This window comes from Shewanella livingstonensis (assembly GCF_003855395.1).
GTDB classification, from domain to species: Bacteria; Pseudomonadota; Gammaproteobacteria; order Enterobacterales; family Shewanellaceae; genus Shewanella; species Shewanella livingstonensis.
This window is the reverse complement of sequence record NZ_CP034015.1, coordinates 1,543,437-1,560,655: the sequence shown is the minus strand read 5'-3', so window position 1 is coordinate 1,560,655 and position 17,219 is coordinate 1,543,437. Positions and strand designations below refer to the sequence as shown.

14 protein-coding genes are annotated in these 17,219 nt (G+C 40.2%); 6 read left to right on the top strand and 8 right to left on the bottom strand.

The window, feature by feature from the left end; genetic code table 11:
- Positions 1-127 precede the first annotated feature (127 nt).
- The 4 genes from ubiU (at position 128) to EGC82_RS06745 (ending at position 4,332) form a co-directional block, all read left to right on the top strand.
- Positions 128-1,129 (top strand): ubiquinone anaerobic biosynthesis protein UbiU, encoded by a 1,002-nt coding sequence (gene ubiU / locus EGC82_RS06760; protein ID WP_124730090.1) that lies wholly within the window; start codon positions 128-130, stop codon positions 1,127-1,129.
- A gap of 9 nt (positions 1,130-1,138) precedes the next feature.
- A complete protein-coding gene (locus tag EGC82_RS06755) occupies positions 1,139-2,077 on the top strand; it encodes a U32 family peptidase (protein ID WP_124730089.1) in 939 nt (312 codons plus the stop codon).
- A 380-nt stretch (positions 2,078-2,457) separates the two neighbouring features.
- Positions 2,458-3,810 (top strand): YjiH family protein, encoded by a 1,353-nt coding sequence (locus tag EGC82_RS06750; RefSeq protein WP_124730088.1) that lies wholly within the window; start codon positions 2,458-2,460, stop codon positions 3,808-3,810.
- Between the two features lie 156 nt (positions 3,811-3,966).
- Positions 3,967-4,332, top strand: a complete 366-nt coding sequence (locus EGC82_RS06745) for a PilZ domain-containing protein (RefSeq protein WP_124730087.1) — start codon at positions 3,967-3,969, stop codon at positions 4,330-4,332.
- Positions 4,333-4,418: 86 nt separating this feature from the next.
- On the opposite strand, the gene radA is transcribed toward EGC82_RS06745, so the two are convergent.
- Positions 4,419-5,798 carry a DNA repair protein RadA gene (gene radA, locus EGC82_RS06740; RefSeq protein WP_124730086.1) on the bottom strand — a complete coding sequence of 460 codons (1,380 nt, stop codon included), beginning with the start codon at positions 5,796-5,798 and terminating at the stop codon, positions 4,419-4,421.
- 446 nt (positions 5,799-6,244) lie between these two features.
- Here radA and EGC82_RS06735 point away from each other — a divergent pair, with 446 nt between their 5' ends.
- A complete protein-coding gene (locus EGC82_RS06735) occupies positions 6,245-8,629 on the top strand; it encodes a PilZ domain-containing protein (protein WP_124730085.1) in 2,385 nt (794 codons plus the stop codon).
- A gap of 35 nt (positions 8,630-8,664) precedes the next feature.
- On the opposite strand, the gene EGC82_RS06730 is transcribed toward EGC82_RS06735, so the two are convergent.
- Both EGC82_RS06730 and serB read right to left on the bottom strand, forming a co-directional pair.
- The gene (locus EGC82_RS06730) at positions 8,665-9,573 is read right to left on the bottom strand and encodes an alpha/beta fold hydrolase (protein WP_124730084.1); all 909 of its coding nucleotides are present in this window, start codon (positions 9,571-9,573) and stop codon (positions 8,665-8,667) included.
- Positions 9,574-9,679: 106 nt separating this feature from the next.
- Positions 9,680-10,666 carry a phosphoserine phosphatase SerB gene (serB, locus tag EGC82_RS06725; protein WP_124730083.1) on the bottom strand — a complete coding sequence of 329 codons (987 nt, stop codon included), beginning with the start codon at positions 10,664-10,666 and terminating at the stop codon, positions 9,680-9,682.
- Positions 10,667-10,829: 163 nt separating this feature from the next.
- Between serB and EGC82_RS06720 the strand changes: the two genes are divergently transcribed.
- A complete protein-coding gene (locus EGC82_RS06720; protein WP_124730082.1) occupies positions 10,830-11,522 on the top strand; it encodes an AhpA/YtjB family protein in 693 nt (230 codons plus the stop codon).
- A 74-nt stretch (positions 11,523-11,596) separates the two neighbouring features.
- Here EGC82_RS06720 and deoD read toward each other — a convergent pair whose 3' ends face one another.
- The 5 genes from deoD to EGC82_RS06695 all read right to left on the bottom strand — a co-directional run bounded on the left by deoD (position 11,597) and on the right by EGC82_RS06695 (position 17,186).
- Positions 11,597-12,307 (bottom strand): purine-nucleoside phosphorylase, encoded by a 711-nt coding sequence (gene deoD / locus EGC82_RS06715; RefSeq protein WP_123777169.1) that lies wholly within the window; start codon positions 12,305-12,307, stop codon positions 11,597-11,599.
- 102 nt (positions 12,308-12,409) lie between these two features.
- Positions 12,410-13,627, bottom strand: coding sequence for a phosphopentomutase (locus EGC82_RS06710; protein WP_124730081.1), 1,218 nt, complete (start codon positions 13,625-13,627; stop codon positions 12,410-12,412).
- A 12-nt stretch (positions 13,628-13,639) separates the two neighbouring features.
- Positions 13,640-14,971 (bottom strand): thymidine phosphorylase, encoded by a 1,332-nt coding sequence (gene deoA / locus EGC82_RS06705; RefSeq protein ID WP_124730080.1) that lies wholly within the window; start codon positions 14,969-14,971, stop codon positions 13,640-13,642.
- 127 nt (positions 14,972-15,098) lie between these two features.
- Positions 15,099-15,872: a deoxyribose-phosphate aldolase gene (gene deoC / locus EGC82_RS06700; RefSeq protein WP_124730079.1), complete on the bottom strand. Its 774-nt coding sequence runs from the start codon at positions 15,870-15,872 to the stop codon at positions 15,099-15,101.
- Between the two features lie 429 nt (positions 15,873-16,301).
- Positions 16,302-17,186: a nucleoside-specific channel-forming Tsx family protein gene (locus tag EGC82_RS06695; RefSeq protein ID WP_124730078.1), complete on the bottom strand. Its 885-nt coding sequence runs from the start codon at positions 17,184-17,186 to the stop codon at positions 16,302-16,304.
- Between the last annotated feature and the right edge of the window lie 33 nt (positions 17,187-17,219).

Sequence of the window (17,219 nt, the reverse complement as noted above, 5' to 3'; positions counted from 1 at the left end):
TTGCAAATAGAACCAATAATCAAGTGAGTTTACTGGCAATTTATCTAACGAAACCTGTTTTAAATCAAATCATGTTAACTCAATCACATTTACACTCCTGTTCTTTGAAAAAAATGAGAACACCAACATGGAACTCTTATGCCCTGCAGGTAATTTAGCGTCGCTAAAGGCCGCTCTCAACGCTGGCGCTGATGCGGTATACCTCGGACTAAAAGATGACACCAATGCACGTTCATTTGCAGGATTAAATTTTTCTGCTGCGCAACTAGCACAAGCCACCCAATTGGCCCATAGCCAAGGTAGAAAGGTGTTTTTAACCCTCAATACCTTTCCTAAACCTGGTGAAGAACATCGCTGGTATCAGGCAGTTGATTTAGCAGCACAATTAGCAATGGATGCTCTCATCGTTGCCGACTTATCATTGCTCGATTATGCCCACCAGCATTATCCGCATCTTCCGCTGCATTTATCAGTACAAGCCAGTGCTACCAACTTAGGGGCTCTGTCATTTTATCAACAGGCTTTTAATATTGAACGCGCTGTATTGCCAAGAGTGTTATCGATAAAGCAGGTTCGAGACTTAGCGAAAGTGAGCCCAGTTGAGCTTGAGGTGTTTGCTTTTGGTAGCTTATGCATCATGGCTGAAGGTCGCTGTCATTTATCGTCTTATGTAACAGGACAATCACCCAATACCGGCGGTTCATGCTCCCCGGCAAATCATGTGCGCTGGCAAGATTCTGGTAGCGATAAATTAACTCGACTCAATGATGTATTAATCGATAAGGCCGATGCGAGCCAACAACTGGGTTATCCCGTGGTGTGTAAAGGTCGTTATGTTGCTGAATACGATCATGATGCAAAATATTTACTCGAGTCGCCTACCAGTTTAAATACCTTAAGTTTATTGCCAGAGCTCGCTAAAGCAGGGATTAAATCACTCAAAATTGAAGGACGTCAGCGCAGCCCCGCTTACGTCAGCCAAGTGACTCACGTTTGGCGTAGCGCTATCGATACTTATTTAGCTAATCCAGACTCTTTTTGCGAGCAACCACAATGGGCACAAGCATTAGCAAAAGTATCCGAAGGACAAATCACCACATTAGGCGCTTATGAGCGCCAATGGCAATAAGGTTACACAATGAAAATATCACTCGCTCCAATGAGTTACTGCTGGTCAAAACCTGACATTGAGCACTTTTATCAACAAGTAGCATTGAGTAACATCGATACCGTTTATTTAGGTGAAACCGTGTGCAGTCGTCGTCGCGAACTGAAGTTTAACGACTATCTAGAACTCGCCAATATGCTCAAATCTCATGGCAAACACGTGGTGTTATCAACCATGGCTTTAATAGAGGCGCAATCTGAACTCAATGAGCTAAAACGGGCTATTGAAAATGGCGATTTTAGTATTGAAGCTAATGATATGGCTGCGGTACATTATGCGCACCAGGAAAAAGTTCCCTTTGTGTGTGGGCCAACAATCAATAATTATAATCGGACCAGCCTTGATTTGTTGCATCAAAAAGGTATGTTCCGTTTTGTCATGCCTTGTGAGTTATCACAACAGTGGTTAACTACCGTTATCAATCAGGACAATAAACCCCAGTTTGAAATAGAAGTCCTCGGCCACGGCTATATGCCATTAGCCCACTCGGCACGGTGTTTTACCGCTAAACATTACCAGCTCCCTAAAGACAGATGCCAAACAATTTGTCTACGCCACAACAAAGGCCTATTAGTTCAAACTCAGGAGTCGCAGCCGTTATTACGCTTAAATGGCATTCAAACTCAATCAGCGGCACAGGTAAACCTGATTAATCAAATACCACAAATGATCAATATGGGCGTTGATTATTGGCGCATATCCCCCAACAAATTAACCGATATAGCCTTGGGTTCAGATCTAGCCAATGTATTACAACAAGTAAGAAATAAGCCGGCTAATATTAACGAACTGTTAAAAAAACAGTTTCACGACAATAAACATGCCGCAATAATCAATCATCATTGCAATGGATATTGGTTAGGATTACCGGGTATGGACTATTACCATGAGCCCGATATACTCACGTAATAATGCTAAAAACCACCCAAGAGCCATTAATGAATAGGCCATAACCATGACAACATTCATGACAATAACCCAGTTCATTAATGGCATAGCTACGGCGACAAAGCCCATAAAACCAAAGCCAAAGCGCCTCAGTAGCAAAAAGTTAACCAAATGATTACATTAGCTTTTAATTATGTATTTTGGTCTCTCCTCAAAGTAGATATCTACTCACATTTAACTAATATCTATTCGGTTACGTTATCATTTTACATACTGCACGTAAGGGGGTAACCTTGCCTACCCAAAAAACACAACTGAATGGACATTCAACCTCTGTCCATAACAAACAGTTGGATAGCAAAGCTGGCCAACTTAAAGCACATACGTAAGGTGTATTTAACGTGACACAAAAAAAATATAACATTAAGACAATTCTTACCTTTATTATTCCGTCACTGATTGGCTTGTTGCTATTTATGACGCCAATTACTGTCGATGGTTCGATCACCATTCCCATTGCAATCATTTCAAAAGCATTGCAGAGCCAAATGGGCAGTTCGATTCAGCTTATCGTTACTTGTATCGTTGTATTAATGGCACTTGCCTCATTGCTCACTCAACTAATCAATCCTAAATTGGTGCGTAAAAGCACTTTTTTACGTACCTTGCTGAAAGTAAATTTATTTTGGTTGGCTGTGCGGATATTAGGTGCAATCTTTATTGTCATGGTTTATTTGCAAATGGGGCCAGATGCAATTATTTCATCGGCAACCGGTGGCTTAGTGCTTAATGACTTAGTACCAGTACTCTTTTCAGTATTCATTTTTGCGGGCATGCTATTACCGCTATTACTTAATTTTGGTTTATTGGAGTTTTTTGGCACCTTATTAACCAAAGTCATGCGGCCAATATTCAACTTACCAGGACGCAGCGCCATTGACTGTATGGCATCTTGGTTAGGTGACGGTAGTGTGGGGATTTTAATGACCACCAAACAATACGAAACCCGTTTCTATACTGCACGTGAAGCGGCCGTTATTGGTACAACCTTCTCTGCGGTGTCGATAACCTTTAGCCTCGTAGTCATTTCACAAGTTAAGCTTGAACATCTGTTTGTGCCATTTTACCTTACAGTGTGTTTAGCTGGTTTTGTTGCCGCCATCATAGTACCGAAATTACCTCCGCTCTCATGGAAAAAAGATCTGTATATCGACAACACACCTCGCCATGAAGATGACGAAACAATCCCAGCCAATCACGGTGTATTTTCGTGGGGATTTGAACAAGCAATGCAACGGGCCTCTTCTGCAGGTGGAGTTAAACATGTTCTCACTGAAGGAATTAAAAACGTTGTTGATATGATATTTGGGGTGATCCCTGTTGTTATGGCTATCGGTACCGTCGCATTAATACTCGCCGAACATACGCCTATTTTTAATTATTTAGGCATGCCATTTATCCCACTATTGGAGCTACTGCATATCCCTGAAGCCACAGCTGCCTCAAAAACAATTGTGGTAGGATTTGCTGATATGTTTATTCCGTCCATTTTAGCTAGCTCTATTGAGTCAGACTTAACTCGGTTTGTGATTGCAGCATTATCGGTAACTCAACTTATTTATATGAGTGAAGTCGGTGCTCTTTTGATTGGTAGTAAAATCCCGGTTAACTTTTTTGAGCTGTTCGTCATCTTTATCCTGCGCACACTCGTAACGCTACCTATCATTGCATTAATGGGCCATTTACTGATTTAATTAATAGTAGTCCATTACATATCAATACCAACCAAGGAGCGCATAGCGCTCCTTTTTCATGCTAAATATTCTCTGCGTAACCGAGATAAATCAAGTATGCTTAAGCAATAAGCATTGGCTATGTGTCATTGCAATATTGATGACTAAGGGTGAACCATGGACGACAGACGTAAATTTTCTCGTATTTTATTTGCAGCCAGTGCTCATCTAGCGCAAACAGAACAAACTTGGCGCACTAAAATTTTAGATTTAAGTCTCAATGGCGCCTTGGTAGAGCTGCCTACTGGATATACCGGCCAGCTCAATACTATTTTACGCTTAGAGTTCGTGCTACCCGACTCTGATGTAGAACTAAAAATGGAAGCGGAAATTGTGCATAAAACACCCGAACATCTTGGCCTAAAATGTACTCATATTGATGTTGACAGCATTACTCATCTACGACGGATTATTGAACTAAATATGGGTGATGCTGAATTATTAGATCGTGAGTTAACCTCTTTAACCACACCAATACCTTAAGCTGTCTAGATAAACGTTCGAATATAAAAAAGGGTAAGTCAATGACTTACCCTTTTACATTCAAAATATAAGCTTATCAAGCGGCATTAATTAATCAGCTCAAGTAACTCATGGATAGTTTTAACTGGAATGATTTTCGCTCCAAGCCCTTCCATGGTTTTATGGTAATTACGAAATGGAATAAAAATCTCAGTAAAACCATGCTGCGCGGCTTCCTTCACCCTCGGCACACCGCTATCAATTGGGCGCACATCGCCGTTCAAGCTCAACTCACCCATGATACAAGTGGTTCTTGGCACAACAAAGTCATTTAAACTACTCAGTAATGCCGTAACAAGCGCTAAATCGATGCAGGTTTCTGACTCATCAATTTTTAAACCACCGACAATATTAAAAAACGTGTCATGGAATATTTTGGTTTTAGTGTGTTTGCGTAAAATCCCGGTTAACATTTTAATTCGGTTCATGTTTAACCCTACACACACACGTTGCGGAAATTCAGACTCAGTTTCTGTGGTTAAACATTGTATTTCTAGCAGTAAATTACGGTTACCTTTACGAATACAGGTAATCGTCGAACCAGGGGACTCAGTGGTGGAACCCGATAAAAATATTTCACTTGGATTATCAACGCTAAGCATACCGCGTTCACTCATGCGGAATATGCCTACTGTATCCACATCACCAAAACGGTTTTTATTGGCGCGTAAAGTCCTAATTTGGCCATCATTAGTGTCAATATGTAACAACGAATCAACGATGTGTACTAAGGTTTGCGGACCGGCGATTTCGTTATTCTTATTCACATGAGCAATAATAAACATGGTGACATTATTTTTTTTACAGTATTGAGTAAATGCCTGCGCCGCGGTTTTAACTTGTGAAGGGGAACCCGGGCTACCATTGGCAGCATCGGTCACTACAGCTTGAATAGAATCAATCACGGCAAACTTGATTTGCTTAGCGTCTAGCTCCTCAATAATCGCCTCTACGCTGGTTTCAGACAGTAGATACAAATTATCTTCATTGTAATTAAGCTTTAAACGGTTCACTCGGTTTTTAAACTGCGATAATGACTCTTCTGCAGTACAGTATAATGACGCCATAGACTGTGACATACGGGCAACTAAATCAGAGAGTAAAGTTGTTTTACCTGCACCTGGATCGCCAGAAATAATATTAACCGATCCCGTCGTCAAACCACCACTGAGCACCCTATCTAATTCACCAATTTCAGTCAGTCTTTTTTCGGCATCTTGTGACTCAACTTCACTGAGTTTTTTCGAGCCACCGCCTACAGCGCCAGCATATCCCAATACAGATGAACGCGAAGTTGAACTCTTTGTGGCGGATAATTTCATTTCCACTAAAGAGTTCCACGCACCACAACGACACTGTCCCTGCCAACGAGGATAATCTAGGCCGCAGTCGTCACAAACAAATGCCATTTTTGGAGCTTTTGCCATATTAATTCCCATGCTATAAATAAATCAATTAATATAATAAGATTGATATTATGTGGTCTGAGGACCAATAAAAAATCATCGTTAATACTTTAGCGTTACTCGCCAAATAAACCATCAATGAATGCCAAAATGACGGTTTAAACCACTCAGAAATACAATAATAACCATGATGTCTTGCCAACGGTTAAAATCTTGTCCACACTCCATGTCAACAACGATATGCAAATAAACTGTACTAGAACAATCAATAGTGAACCGAAACGTTAAATCAATACCGCGACCCCTTTGACACGCTATGTTAATCTTAATTACACAGCAATGGATAACAATATCATTTCGACATAGATATAGAACAAGATTGAAGTGTATATTATTATAAAGATCAGCACTATTTTGCCGATAAACCATTAGCCTGACTCACAACAAACAATTAAAACGATATAATAATGAGTTTAGATAACCACAGTGCATTAATTGAACAACTGAAACCACTGTTTATGGAACCTGATTTTCAGGATGTTTTCGAACAGTTGACCGTTGACGAATCTAATTCAACCCGTTTTCTATTGAAAATGGAGCTAAACCGTATCTCGTCTTTGTGCACCCGTATTATAGATTTACGAGATAAAACCGAGCTACCCTGTGAAGAAGTCGTCATCGCCAACCAAAAACACTTTTTAGACGATCCCGCAAAGGCTGCCTTATTACAAGCACTCCCGTTATACGGTAACAAATATACCCTTGGTGTATATGAGCAGGTTATAAAAGCCCATAAATTACGACGCGTTAAATTAAGAGAAAATGTCCCTGCCGAAATCGTTAATGAGGGCAAGTCATTTCTTGTACCTGGAGTAGTACTTGGCAGCTACTTTAATCGCTGTGAAGAAAGAATGAATTATAGCATTCGGATTATGGTTTCTCAGCAAGGAATAACCGAAATTAATGGTGTAACCCTCGATTTATCTGTTGGCGGTGCTCGCATTAAGTTGCCATTAAAACATCATTTGGACCAAGACAAACCGCTAAAAATAAAACTACTTGAACTTGGTGATGAATTTTATGTAGAAGATTTGCAGCAAGGCGTTGATTATCAAATAGTCGACATTCAGAATAAAGATGATAGTGCTATCTTTAGATTAAAAAGGCTTGGCGGCGGAGACGCGTTAGATAGTGTGCTATCAAAACTAATTCGCAGTTATAAATTTCGTTATAAAGTGGATGTTAACGACGTTATTGTTACTGCCACGGGTTTAGGTTATGAACGTCATTATTTACCACTGTTAACTCATTTACCGTTATTTGTATCAATTGTTGATGGTAAACCACAGATAACCTACGAGTTACTGGGTAGAGGCAACCAACCTACCCAACATTATTTTCAAGATGAAAATGAAATTAGCCAACTACCTAGTTTTATTAACACTAGACGCTTAACCCAATTGATCAAGCATCCTGATAATAATGAACATTGTTACTTATTCAGTTTTAACCACTATGCCAATGGCAAATTACATTTCTACTCTGCAACCTTAGCGGAGCTAAAAGCGACCAAAAATATTCATCTATTTTTAGGGTTTGCATCAACCAAAGCTAGCTGGCGAGTGTTTAAAATTGTCATGCAGCCTGTCGATCATAGTAAAAACTATAAAACGTCTACCTTGCCGGGTGATGATGCTCGCTATGGAGCACTGACCGAACAACAATTATCCCAATTTAGCCATACTTTACAACTTATTGATTTAACAAACAAAGAAGCGAGTAAGGATTATCAATGCTGGTTTGATAAGTCCGATGTGAACGGCTTAAAGATTTTTTCTCAAGCAAAGATAAAGCAACACAGTATTAAAAAAGTATCGATGCCATTTAGTGAGCGACGTCATGAAGCTAGATTCGCTTTTAAAACCTTAATCACCATCCAACAAGGTGATAAACAGGCCACTGGTATTACCCATGATATTTCGAGTCGAGGCTTACAACTGACTTTAGAACAACCTGCTAATTTTAATGAGCCCGGCGCCGTAACATTATCATTTCCACGTCTTCAGGCTGCGGCAGGAAAAACCAATTTATCTCATTTACCTTATCAATTGATCCGCAGCAGAATGAATGGTCTAACCTTACATTTAAGTGCCTTAATTGGCCACTCACCACATGAAGGCGTAGAGTTTTTAAGTAAGCTGATCACACATAACAAACAAAAGTTCGAGCAATTATCAGATCATGAAGGCCAGAAAAAAGAACTGGCTGATGGTATGAAAAATCTGTTTATGCGCCAGTTACCGGGTGTGCCTTACTTTATTGAAAAAACAGTCAAAGCTGCTCAAATGGCTTATATTGGTATTGGTACCACGACTGATGAGATAAGCCATTTATTTGCCCAAGATAGTGACAAAGTACTGCAATATAATTTAACACCATTGCTAGACAACAATGTGTTAAAACAACAGATAATTGACCCGATAAAATTGATGAAACCAACCCAGGACATGGCCTTTTTTGAAGTGTTTATACAGCTCACTCGCCATCCCCGAGGTACAGTGCAGATCCAATGTAAACTAAAATCTGAACTGGCTGCAAGAGAGGAACAAATTGAATTTATCACTCACAGTAAGAAAGTCGGTCGCTTTATGGCGCTAAGAGTGTACACAGGAGCAACTGACAAACCCGATATGAGTTATATTCGACGCGAACTAGAGTACATCAACATTCATGCTAACCACCGCGCAAAGCAGCTAGAAGAACAATTATGGAAAATCATCGGTTCAGGTGAATTGCTAGACATCACGACAGAAGTTGAACTTCGTTTCCCAAGCTTAATGCCCGCCGCTTAATCAATCATCAAGTTAACTTAACGTACTCGGCAGAATTAAAGTGTCAGGTACCATTGTTTAATTTGTACAAAGTGATCTTGCTCAGCTTGTCGATGAGTCAACATACCCGCATGGTCATAATCTAATAAATTACCCTTTTCTTTGGCGAGTAAAGTGTACTTAACCTGGCTAAAACCACATTCATCAATCATATCGCGCACATCCGATGGATTACCTAATACATTATCGTTTTTGCCCGCTATAAACCATGCTGGTGGCCACACAGCCGTTGATGCAGCTTGGGCATAATGAAAGTTATCGTCATGATCAACCCAATCCCCCCTAACCCAGTCAATGGTTTGTAGTAATGATGCGCGACTTTCATTATCCATCCCTACGCGAAATCGACTGGCATCAAAATAACCCTGCCTGGCAATACATAATGGCGCAAAGCGGTTCCAAAAAAAGTCGACCATTAGCCATTTCTTAAGTGATCTCACCTTAATAGTACGTTTAGAACCAAAGGTTAATAACGATGCCACACTTGATTGTAAATCTGGATAGCGAGCCAAACTACTGGCCATTAATACCCCTCCCCACGAATGTGCACACCAATGAACTTTATTAACCAAAGGATGACGCTGTAGAATAAATTGTTGTACTAATGGCAATTGCTCACGGATAACTTCACCTTGTCCCAAGGTAAAGTCACGATCAATTCTAGGCTCGCTTAAGCCCCGCCCAGCAGTATCCATTACATAAACATCAAAGCCAGCTTTAGCCAAAAAGCAGCCTAATCCACGACCGGTTTCGCTATAGAAAACTCTTCCATTAGACATAGCACCGTGCAGCATCAAAATAGGAATACCCAATGCAGTGGGTAACGGAGGACGAATATGTCGTAGATGCAATTGGCCATCACGATAAGGTATAAACAATGAGTCTTGGAGGATATCTATAGTCAAAATAAGCAGTTATGTTAGTAATCTTGATTATAAAACTAACATTACTGCCGTGAAATACAATAAGAATAGAGTAATAATTCTATAGTTAGCCAGCTCACTTGGATTTTTAGAGCTGTAAACAAAAGACTAACGCACGTAAGTCGACCTTTTGTATTGATACATCTGCCGCGGCAATTAATTTTGGTTTGGCATGAAAGGCTAACCCCAAGTCTGCAGCTTGGATCATTAGGATATCATTAGCACCATCACCAATAGCCACTCGCTGACCTGATGCGATACCCCACTGCTTGGCACATTGACCAATCACTCTCGCTTTATATTGAGCATCTACCACTTCGCCAGTCACTTCACCAGTCAGCTTATCATTAACAATAACCAGTTCATTGGCAAACGCAGCGTCCAGATTCAATAATGTTTTTAAATGGCCTACAAAGGGAGTAAAACCACCGGAAGCAACAACCAATTTCCATTGATGGGTTTTTAACTCAGCTAGCATCACTTCAAGCCCTGGCATTAAAGGCAAGGTATCACATAACTGCTCAATAATAGCCGCATCAGCACCCGCAAGTTTGCTCACTCGCAGCCTCAAAGATTGCTCAAAATCTAATTCGCCACGCATGGCGCTTGCTGTTACTGCGGCAACCTCTTCACCAACACCAGCCATGGTAGCAAGCTCATCAATACATTCAATTTCAATGGCAGTAGAATCCATATCCATCACCAGTAAACCTGGTTGATTTAAGCGAGCTAAAGGTTGTTGAATAAGCACAACCTCGGCAGATATATTGCGCGGGAATGATGCAATCCATTGATCATTAGCGGTTTGAGTCGACAATTCAAAACCTAATAAATCGTTCTGTCTAACAAGCTTTGCGACATGAGCATCGGATGAGATTAAGGTTAACCAAGATTCAATCTCCGTTAAACATTCAACGCTAAAAATAACCCGGCAACGGTATGGCAAGTGCGCTTGTAAGCTCGCTAAATAGTCTGATTCTTGATATCGATATAACACACAGCTTAGATGTTGATATGTATCACAAGTGTCTGAAAATATAAAATTAAGTAAAACATTATCACGTTGTTCCAGCATCGATACGACCTCTTAGTATGTTACGACTATCTACTGACAAACTTTTCGATTAATATGGCTTTTTGATGATTCTGTATAATTGGATTAACACTAACATAGCCGCTTAACAAAAAACGGTGGCAACACAACTTTCAATTAAATAGAAAAAACACTGAGGATTAAAGTGATTTTTGTTAAAGGTCTTAAGAAAAGACAAAAATTTAGCAGAATTTTGCAAATTATTGTCGCAATAGCTCTGATAATCGGTCTCATGTACTTGTGGCAATCGAGTTTACGTAATGGTCAAAAATTACTAAATTCACAAACAAAAGTAATGGCAAGATTATTAGCGCAACAAGCCGCTAATGGCGCAGCACCTGCAATGTATTTACAAAATGATGAACAATTACAATGGCTAGCATCTGCGTTAGCTGCTGATCCAAAAGTAATGTCCGTCAATATCTATAATTCGCAAGGCGTTAGATTAGCTTTTGCACAAAGTGTCTCTTATGAAAAATTAGAGGCTGACTCAGAAATATTAAAAGGCCTATTAAAACCTTATCCTCCTTTAATTGAAAACGTCATTCAAGATGAAAATAATTTAGGCTACGTCGAAGTGCGTTTAAATCTCGATATATTTTTTGATGAAATTAAAATTTTGCATGAGCAGAATATGGAATTACAGCAAATGATGTTGATAGTAGCGGGCTTTATAGGTTTACTGTTGTCTCGAGCACTTTCATTTAAACGTGCTGATTTTGATCGCCGAAAAGCCCAAGCTAAATTACGTAAAAAGCCTAAAAAATCGGCCTTGCTCGCTTCAAACGAAACGCAAGCAGACGAGTTAGAAGATATTCAACAAGACCCTCCAGCCTAGATAGATTGCTGACATAAATGACAAACATAAAAAAGGGCACTCAATGAGTGCCCTTTTTATGACTAACGTTTAAATTACAGTGTTAACGCTGCATCTAAAGTCATGATAATCATGTCGCTGAATGTTGTTTGACGCTCATCAGAGGTGGTTTTCTCACCAGTACGGATGTGGTCTGATACGGTTACAACACATAAGGCTTTAGCGCCTAGCTCATGTGCAACACCATATAAACCAGCGGCTTCCATTTCGACGCCTAAAATGCCCATTTTTTCCATAACATCAAACATTTGAGGATCTGGAGTGTAGAACAAGTCAGCAGAAAAAACGTTACCAACACGAATTTTAGTGCCATGTGCTTTAGCAGAATCAACAACTGCACTCAGTAAGCTGTAATCAGCAATAGCGGCAAAGTCGTTATCTTTAAAACGTAAACGGTTAACTCTAGAGTCAGTACATGCGCCCATACCGATAATAACGTCACGCACTTTTACGTCAGCGCTAATAGCACCACAAGTACCAACACGGATTAAGTTCTTAACACCGTAGTCTTTAATTAATTCATGTGCATAGATAGAACAAGATGGGATACCCATACCTGAACCCATAACAGAAATACGTTTACCTTTATATGTACCGGTAAAACCTAGCATGTTACGCACATCAGTGACTTGCTCAACGTTTTCTAAAAATGTCTCAGCAATGTATTTTGCACGTAATGGATCGCCTGGGAAAAGTACCGTTTCAGCAAAAGCACCTTCAACAGCATTAATATGTGGTGTAGCCATGTTATAACCCCTATGTTTCTATTATATTTTGAATCACTTAATTATATTTACAGTTTAGCAAAAGCATTGGACTTTATATAGAACCGTCGTTTGAAAATGTGACTAATTAATAAAAGATTCACCATAACCCATCGGTTCTAACTCAAAATAACTTGCAATAGACTGCCCAATATCGGCAAACGATTTACGACGGCCTAATGAACCTGCAGATAAACCTGCGCCATAAGCAAGTACTGGAACACGCTCACGAGTGTGTTCGGTACCAACCCAAGTAGGATCGCAGCCATGATCAGCTGTAAATACCACCAAATCTTCAGGCTGTAAAATGGCTAATAGTTCAGGTAAACGAGAATCAAAATACTCAAGTGCTTTAGCATAACCGGCGGTGTCACGACGATGGCCATAATGAGAGTCGAAATCAACAAAGTTAGTAAACACTATGGTGTTGTCACCAGCACGTTTAATTTGCGTCAACGTTTCGTCAAATAACTCTTCGAGACCTGTCGCTTTAAATTGTTGAGTAATGCCGCTGTGAGCATATATATCAGAGATTTTACCAATACTGACTACTTCACCACCAGCATCTTTAAGCTTATCTAATACTGTAGGTGCTGGTGGTAATACCGCATAATCATGACGGTTACCAGTACGAGCGAAATCAGCAGGACCCGAACCTACAAACGGACGAGCAATGACACGGCCAATGTTATACGGCTCTAGCTCTTCACGGGTAATTTTGCACAAGTTATATAAATTTTCTAAACCAAAACTTTCTTCATGACACGCTATTTGAAAAACAGAGTCCGCTGAGGTATAGAAAATAGGCTTACCTGTTTTCATATGCTCTTCGCCTAACTCTTCCAGAATTTTTGTACCCGATGCATGGCTGTTGCCTAAGAATCCGTCTAAACCAGCACGTTCAAGAATTTTGTCGGTTAACGCTTTTGGGAATGAGTTGGTTAAATCACTGAAATAACCCCACTCGTAAAGGACAGGAACACCTGCCATTTCCCAATGTCCACTCGGCGTATCTTTGCCTGAACTTAATTCATCGGCATGGCCATAGGCGCCAATAAGCTCGACATTATCATCAAATCCTGCAGCAAATTGACCTGTGCTTTCAAAACCAGCATGGCCAAGGCCTAAACGAGCAAGGTTTGGTAGCTTTAATGGTCCTTTACGACCGATATCCGCTTTACCTTCTGCACAAGCTTGTGCGATATGACCAAAAGTATCTGAGCCAACGTCACCAAATTTATCGGCGTCGGTAGCAGCACCAACACCAAAAGAGTCGAGCATTAAAATAAAAGTACGTTTCATTATATATTTCCTTTATAAATCTGAAGCGCGAATATAACGATATATTTCAGGCGTTTTTTCAGGCGCGCTATCACCAATAATAATGGCTTGTTGAATGGCGGCGGCAGCTTCTGCATAGGCATCTTCAGATTGAGCATGGATCATTGCTAACGGCACATCTTGGTTAACTTGTTGACCCAGTGCGCATACTTGCGTTAATCCAACACTGTAATCCAATGCATCACCTGGTTTGCGACGGCCACCACCTAAGGTAACAACAGCTAAACCAAGTTCACGAGTATCCATTTTGTATGCAAAACCAGAGGTGTTGGCATACACTGGGCGAATAATTTTCGCGTGAGGTAAATATTTATCATATGCCTCAACAAAGTCTGTTGGGCCACCTAAGCCAGAGACCATTTTAGCAAATGCCTCTGCTGCTTTACCGTTATCTAATACAGTATTCAGTTTAATACGCGCTTCTGCTTCATTCTGTGCAATACCGCCCAAAACCAGCATTTCTGCACATAAGCCCATAGTAACGGCATATAAACGAGGATTACGATATTGACCAGTCAAAAAGTTTATCGCCTCACGCACCTCTACTGCGTTACCCGCACATGATGCCAAGACCTGGTTCATATCCGTTAACAATGCAGTCGTTTTTGTGCCTGCGCCATTGGCTACAGCTGTAATACTGCGAGCTAACTCTTCAGAGGCTTCATAAGTTGGCATAAATGCACCACTACCGACTTTGACATCCATAGCAAGGGCATCTAAGCCTGCGGCTAATTTTTTAGATAAAATAGATGCCGTAATAAGTGAAATTGACTCAACCGTAGCAGTGTTATCTCGGATTGAATAAAAGCGCTTGTCGGCTGGAACAAGATCGCCTGTTTGACCAATAATGGCTACACCAGCGTCTTTAACGACTTTGCGGAACAACTCACTTGAAGGTTCGGTCTGATAACCAGGAATAGCATCAAATTTATCTAACGTACCACCGGTATGACCTAAACCACGACCAGAAATCATCGGCACATAACCACCACAAGCAGCAGCCATAGGGCCAAGCATTAGACTGATGACATCACCAACACCGCCGGTACTATGTTTATCGATAATAGGGCCATTTAGATCAAGTGAATCCCAATTTAATACCGTTCCGGAATCACGCATCGCAATCGTTAATGCAATCCGTTCATCCATATTCATATCTTTGAAATAAACCGCCATGCCAAACGCAGCAATTTGGCCTTCTGAAACCGTGTTATGAGTGATGCCATCAACAAAGAATTGAATTTCTGCAGTGCTTAATACATCGCCATTACGTTTTTTACGAATAATTTCTTGAGCTAAAAACATGTTACGTCTCCCTTTAGGCAACCCATCACCTTTAGGGTCGCCTTTAATAATAGGATGCTATCAAGTGATAGCGCCTCAGTACGGCAATGATCCAAGGCCATACTGAGATTTTGGACTATCTATGCGATTAGTAACCAGAAGTAGGCTTAGGAGCTTCTACTAATTCCAATGTATGCAACAAGCTATTTAACAAGCTAGAAGCACCAAAACGGAAAGTTTGCGGGCTAACCCAATCAGCACCTAAAATACGTTCAGCTAGGTCTAAAAACTCTGCAGTTTGAGCGGCATCACGCACACCGCCAGCAGGCTTAAAACCAACCTGACGATTCTTTTCGCTGATAACGGTTAACATAATTTCAGCCGCTTCAAGAGTAGCATTAACCGCGACTTTACCGGTTGATGTTTTAATAAAATTAGCACCGGCATCGATAGCTAATTCTGAGGCTTTACGAATAAGAGCAGGATCTTTTAACTCGCCAGATTCGATAATCACTTTTAAAAGTACATCATCGCCGCACTCTTCTTTACACGCTTTAACGAGTTCAAAACCAACAGTCTCATTACCTTCCATTAATGCACGGTATGGAAATACAACATCAACTTCATCTGCGCCATAGGCAACAGCTGCACGAGTCTCTAATACTGCGATGGCAATGTCATCGTTACCGTGTGGAAAGTTAGTCACTGTTGCAATTTTAATGTCTTCACAATCAAGATCATTAAGTGTTTTGCGGGCGATAGGAATAAAGCGAGGGTAAATACAAATCGCTGCAGTATTACCTGCTGCAGACTTGGCTTTGTGGCACAAATCAATCACTTTTTGATCGGTATCATCATCGTTTAATGTAGTTAAATCCATTAATGAAATACCGCGTAACGCTGCTTTTTTTAAATCAGTCATAATTGCTCTCCGAAACGAAAAATCAAAGTAGATAATTTTTTTCAGGCAACACTATAGAGCAGGCATATTATTAGAATTATGGCCGGGCCTTCAGTATTGCCAGTAAATCTAGGTACTATTTACTAACCTAAGTATTCAATCTGATAACGAGTACCACGACTTGAATCCTTGAAGACCGGAAAAGGCAAAACAAAGATATTTGTTTCAGCTATTCCGCGAAAAATCCTTTTTAGCGCGTAAAAATAAAACGTTGTAGCATACAAACTTTTATATAAAAACACTCTTAATAAAAAATGCCTTATTTTGATATTATATCTTGATAAGCCATATTATTATATTAGACAATGATTTTAAATGAAAGTTCGAAGTCGTTTCTACTATAAAATAAGGAGCCGCAAATGCGGCTCCAATAAATCATATCTTAAACGACTAGATTTTGTATGTCGCGGTTAAGAAGTGAGTCCAACCAGTAGTATTCAAACCATCAAAGAACTGATTCTTAAATGCGTTGTCATTTAAGCCGTATGAGTGGTAGAAATATTTAGCACCATAACCTAAAGCAAAACGGTCTGTATGGTAGTAAAGACCTAAGAAACCAGCGCCACCGTGTTCAGTGTTGTTATAGTTACCATCACTGTTTTGGCCTGAATATTCTTCGTCCATATCGAATTGGTAATCAACATAACCTTGGAAAGATAAGAAGCTTTTGTCTTCGAAGAAAACAAATGGCTTAAACCAGTTAGCTGAGAATTGGTAACCATTCCAGTCTTTACGGTTAATGTCATAAGCACCGTATAAGTTCATGCCAGTTTTACCTAACCATGGAACCATTACATCAGCACCAACACCCCAGAAAGACATGTTAACATCGCCTTCGCCGTTGCCAGCTGTACTGATAGCACCGCCACCCCAGTTAAATAGAGTAGATAAATAAACTTCTTGAACTGGGCCAAAAGATAAATCGGTTCCAGTAATGGCATCAAGAGAGAAACGAGGAGCTAACTTCATGAACATTTTGCTCGCGCCGGTATCTTTATCGCCTGAATCATTGTTAGCTAAGTTGAAAACATCAACGTATCCATATAAGTCAACAAAACCAGAGCGACCGCCAAATTCCATTTCTAAATAGTTATGCGTTGCTTCATCTTCGTTTGCAATTGGATGCTCATCGATTGCATACATAATGTTAAACTGCATCCACTTGTAATCGTTAGCATGAATGTCGCCAGTTTGTTCAGCAGCCGAAGCAGTAAATGCAGAACCCGCTAATGCAACAGTACTTGCTAATACTAAAGTATTTAATTTTTTCATCATCAACCCCATGTATATTATTAAACTATCTTCTTG

Bases quoted from the DNA above. Each gene is read 5' to 3' on its own strand.
- ubiU (WP_124730090.1), top strand. From the start codon at position 128: ATGGAACTCTTATGCCCTGCAGGTAATTTAGCGTCGCTAAAGGCCGCT.
- EGC82_RS06755 (WP_124730089.1), top strand. From the start codon at position 1,139: ATGAAAATATCACTCGCTCCAATGAGTTACTGCTGGTCAAAACCTGAC.
- EGC82_RS06745 (WP_124730087.1), top strand. From the start codon at position 3,967: ATGGACGACAGACGTAAATTTTCTCGTATTTTATTTGCAGCCAGTGCT.
- radA (WP_124730086.1), bottom strand. From the start codon at position 5,798: ATGGCAAAAGCTCCAAAAATGGCATTTGTTTGTGACGACTGCGGCCTA.
- EGC82_RS06735 (WP_124730085.1), top strand. From the start codon at position 6,245: ATGAGTTTAGATAACCACAGTGCATTAATTGAACAACTGAAACCACTG.
- serB (WP_124730083.1), bottom strand. From the start codon at position 10,666: ATGCTGGAACAACGTGATAATGTTTTACTTAATTTTATATTTTCAGAC.
- deoD (WP_123777169.1), bottom strand. From the start codon at position 12,307: ATGGCTACACCACATATTAATGCTGTTGAAGGTGCTTTTGCTGAAACG.
- EGC82_RS06710 (WP_124730081.1), bottom strand. From the start codon at position 13,627: ATGAAACGTACTTTTATTTTAATGCTCGACTCTTTTGGTGTTGGTGCT.
- deoA (WP_124730080.1), bottom strand. From the start codon at position 14,971: ATGTTTTTAGCTCAAGAAATTATTCGTAAAAAACGTAATGGCGATGTA.
- deoC (WP_124730079.1), bottom strand. From the start codon at position 15,872: ATGACTGATTTAAAAAAAGCAGCGTTACGCGGTATTTCATTAATGGAT.
- EGC82_RS06695 (WP_124730078.1), bottom strand. From the start codon at position 17,186: ATGATGAAAAAATTAAATACTTTAGTATTAGCAAGTACTGTTGCATTA.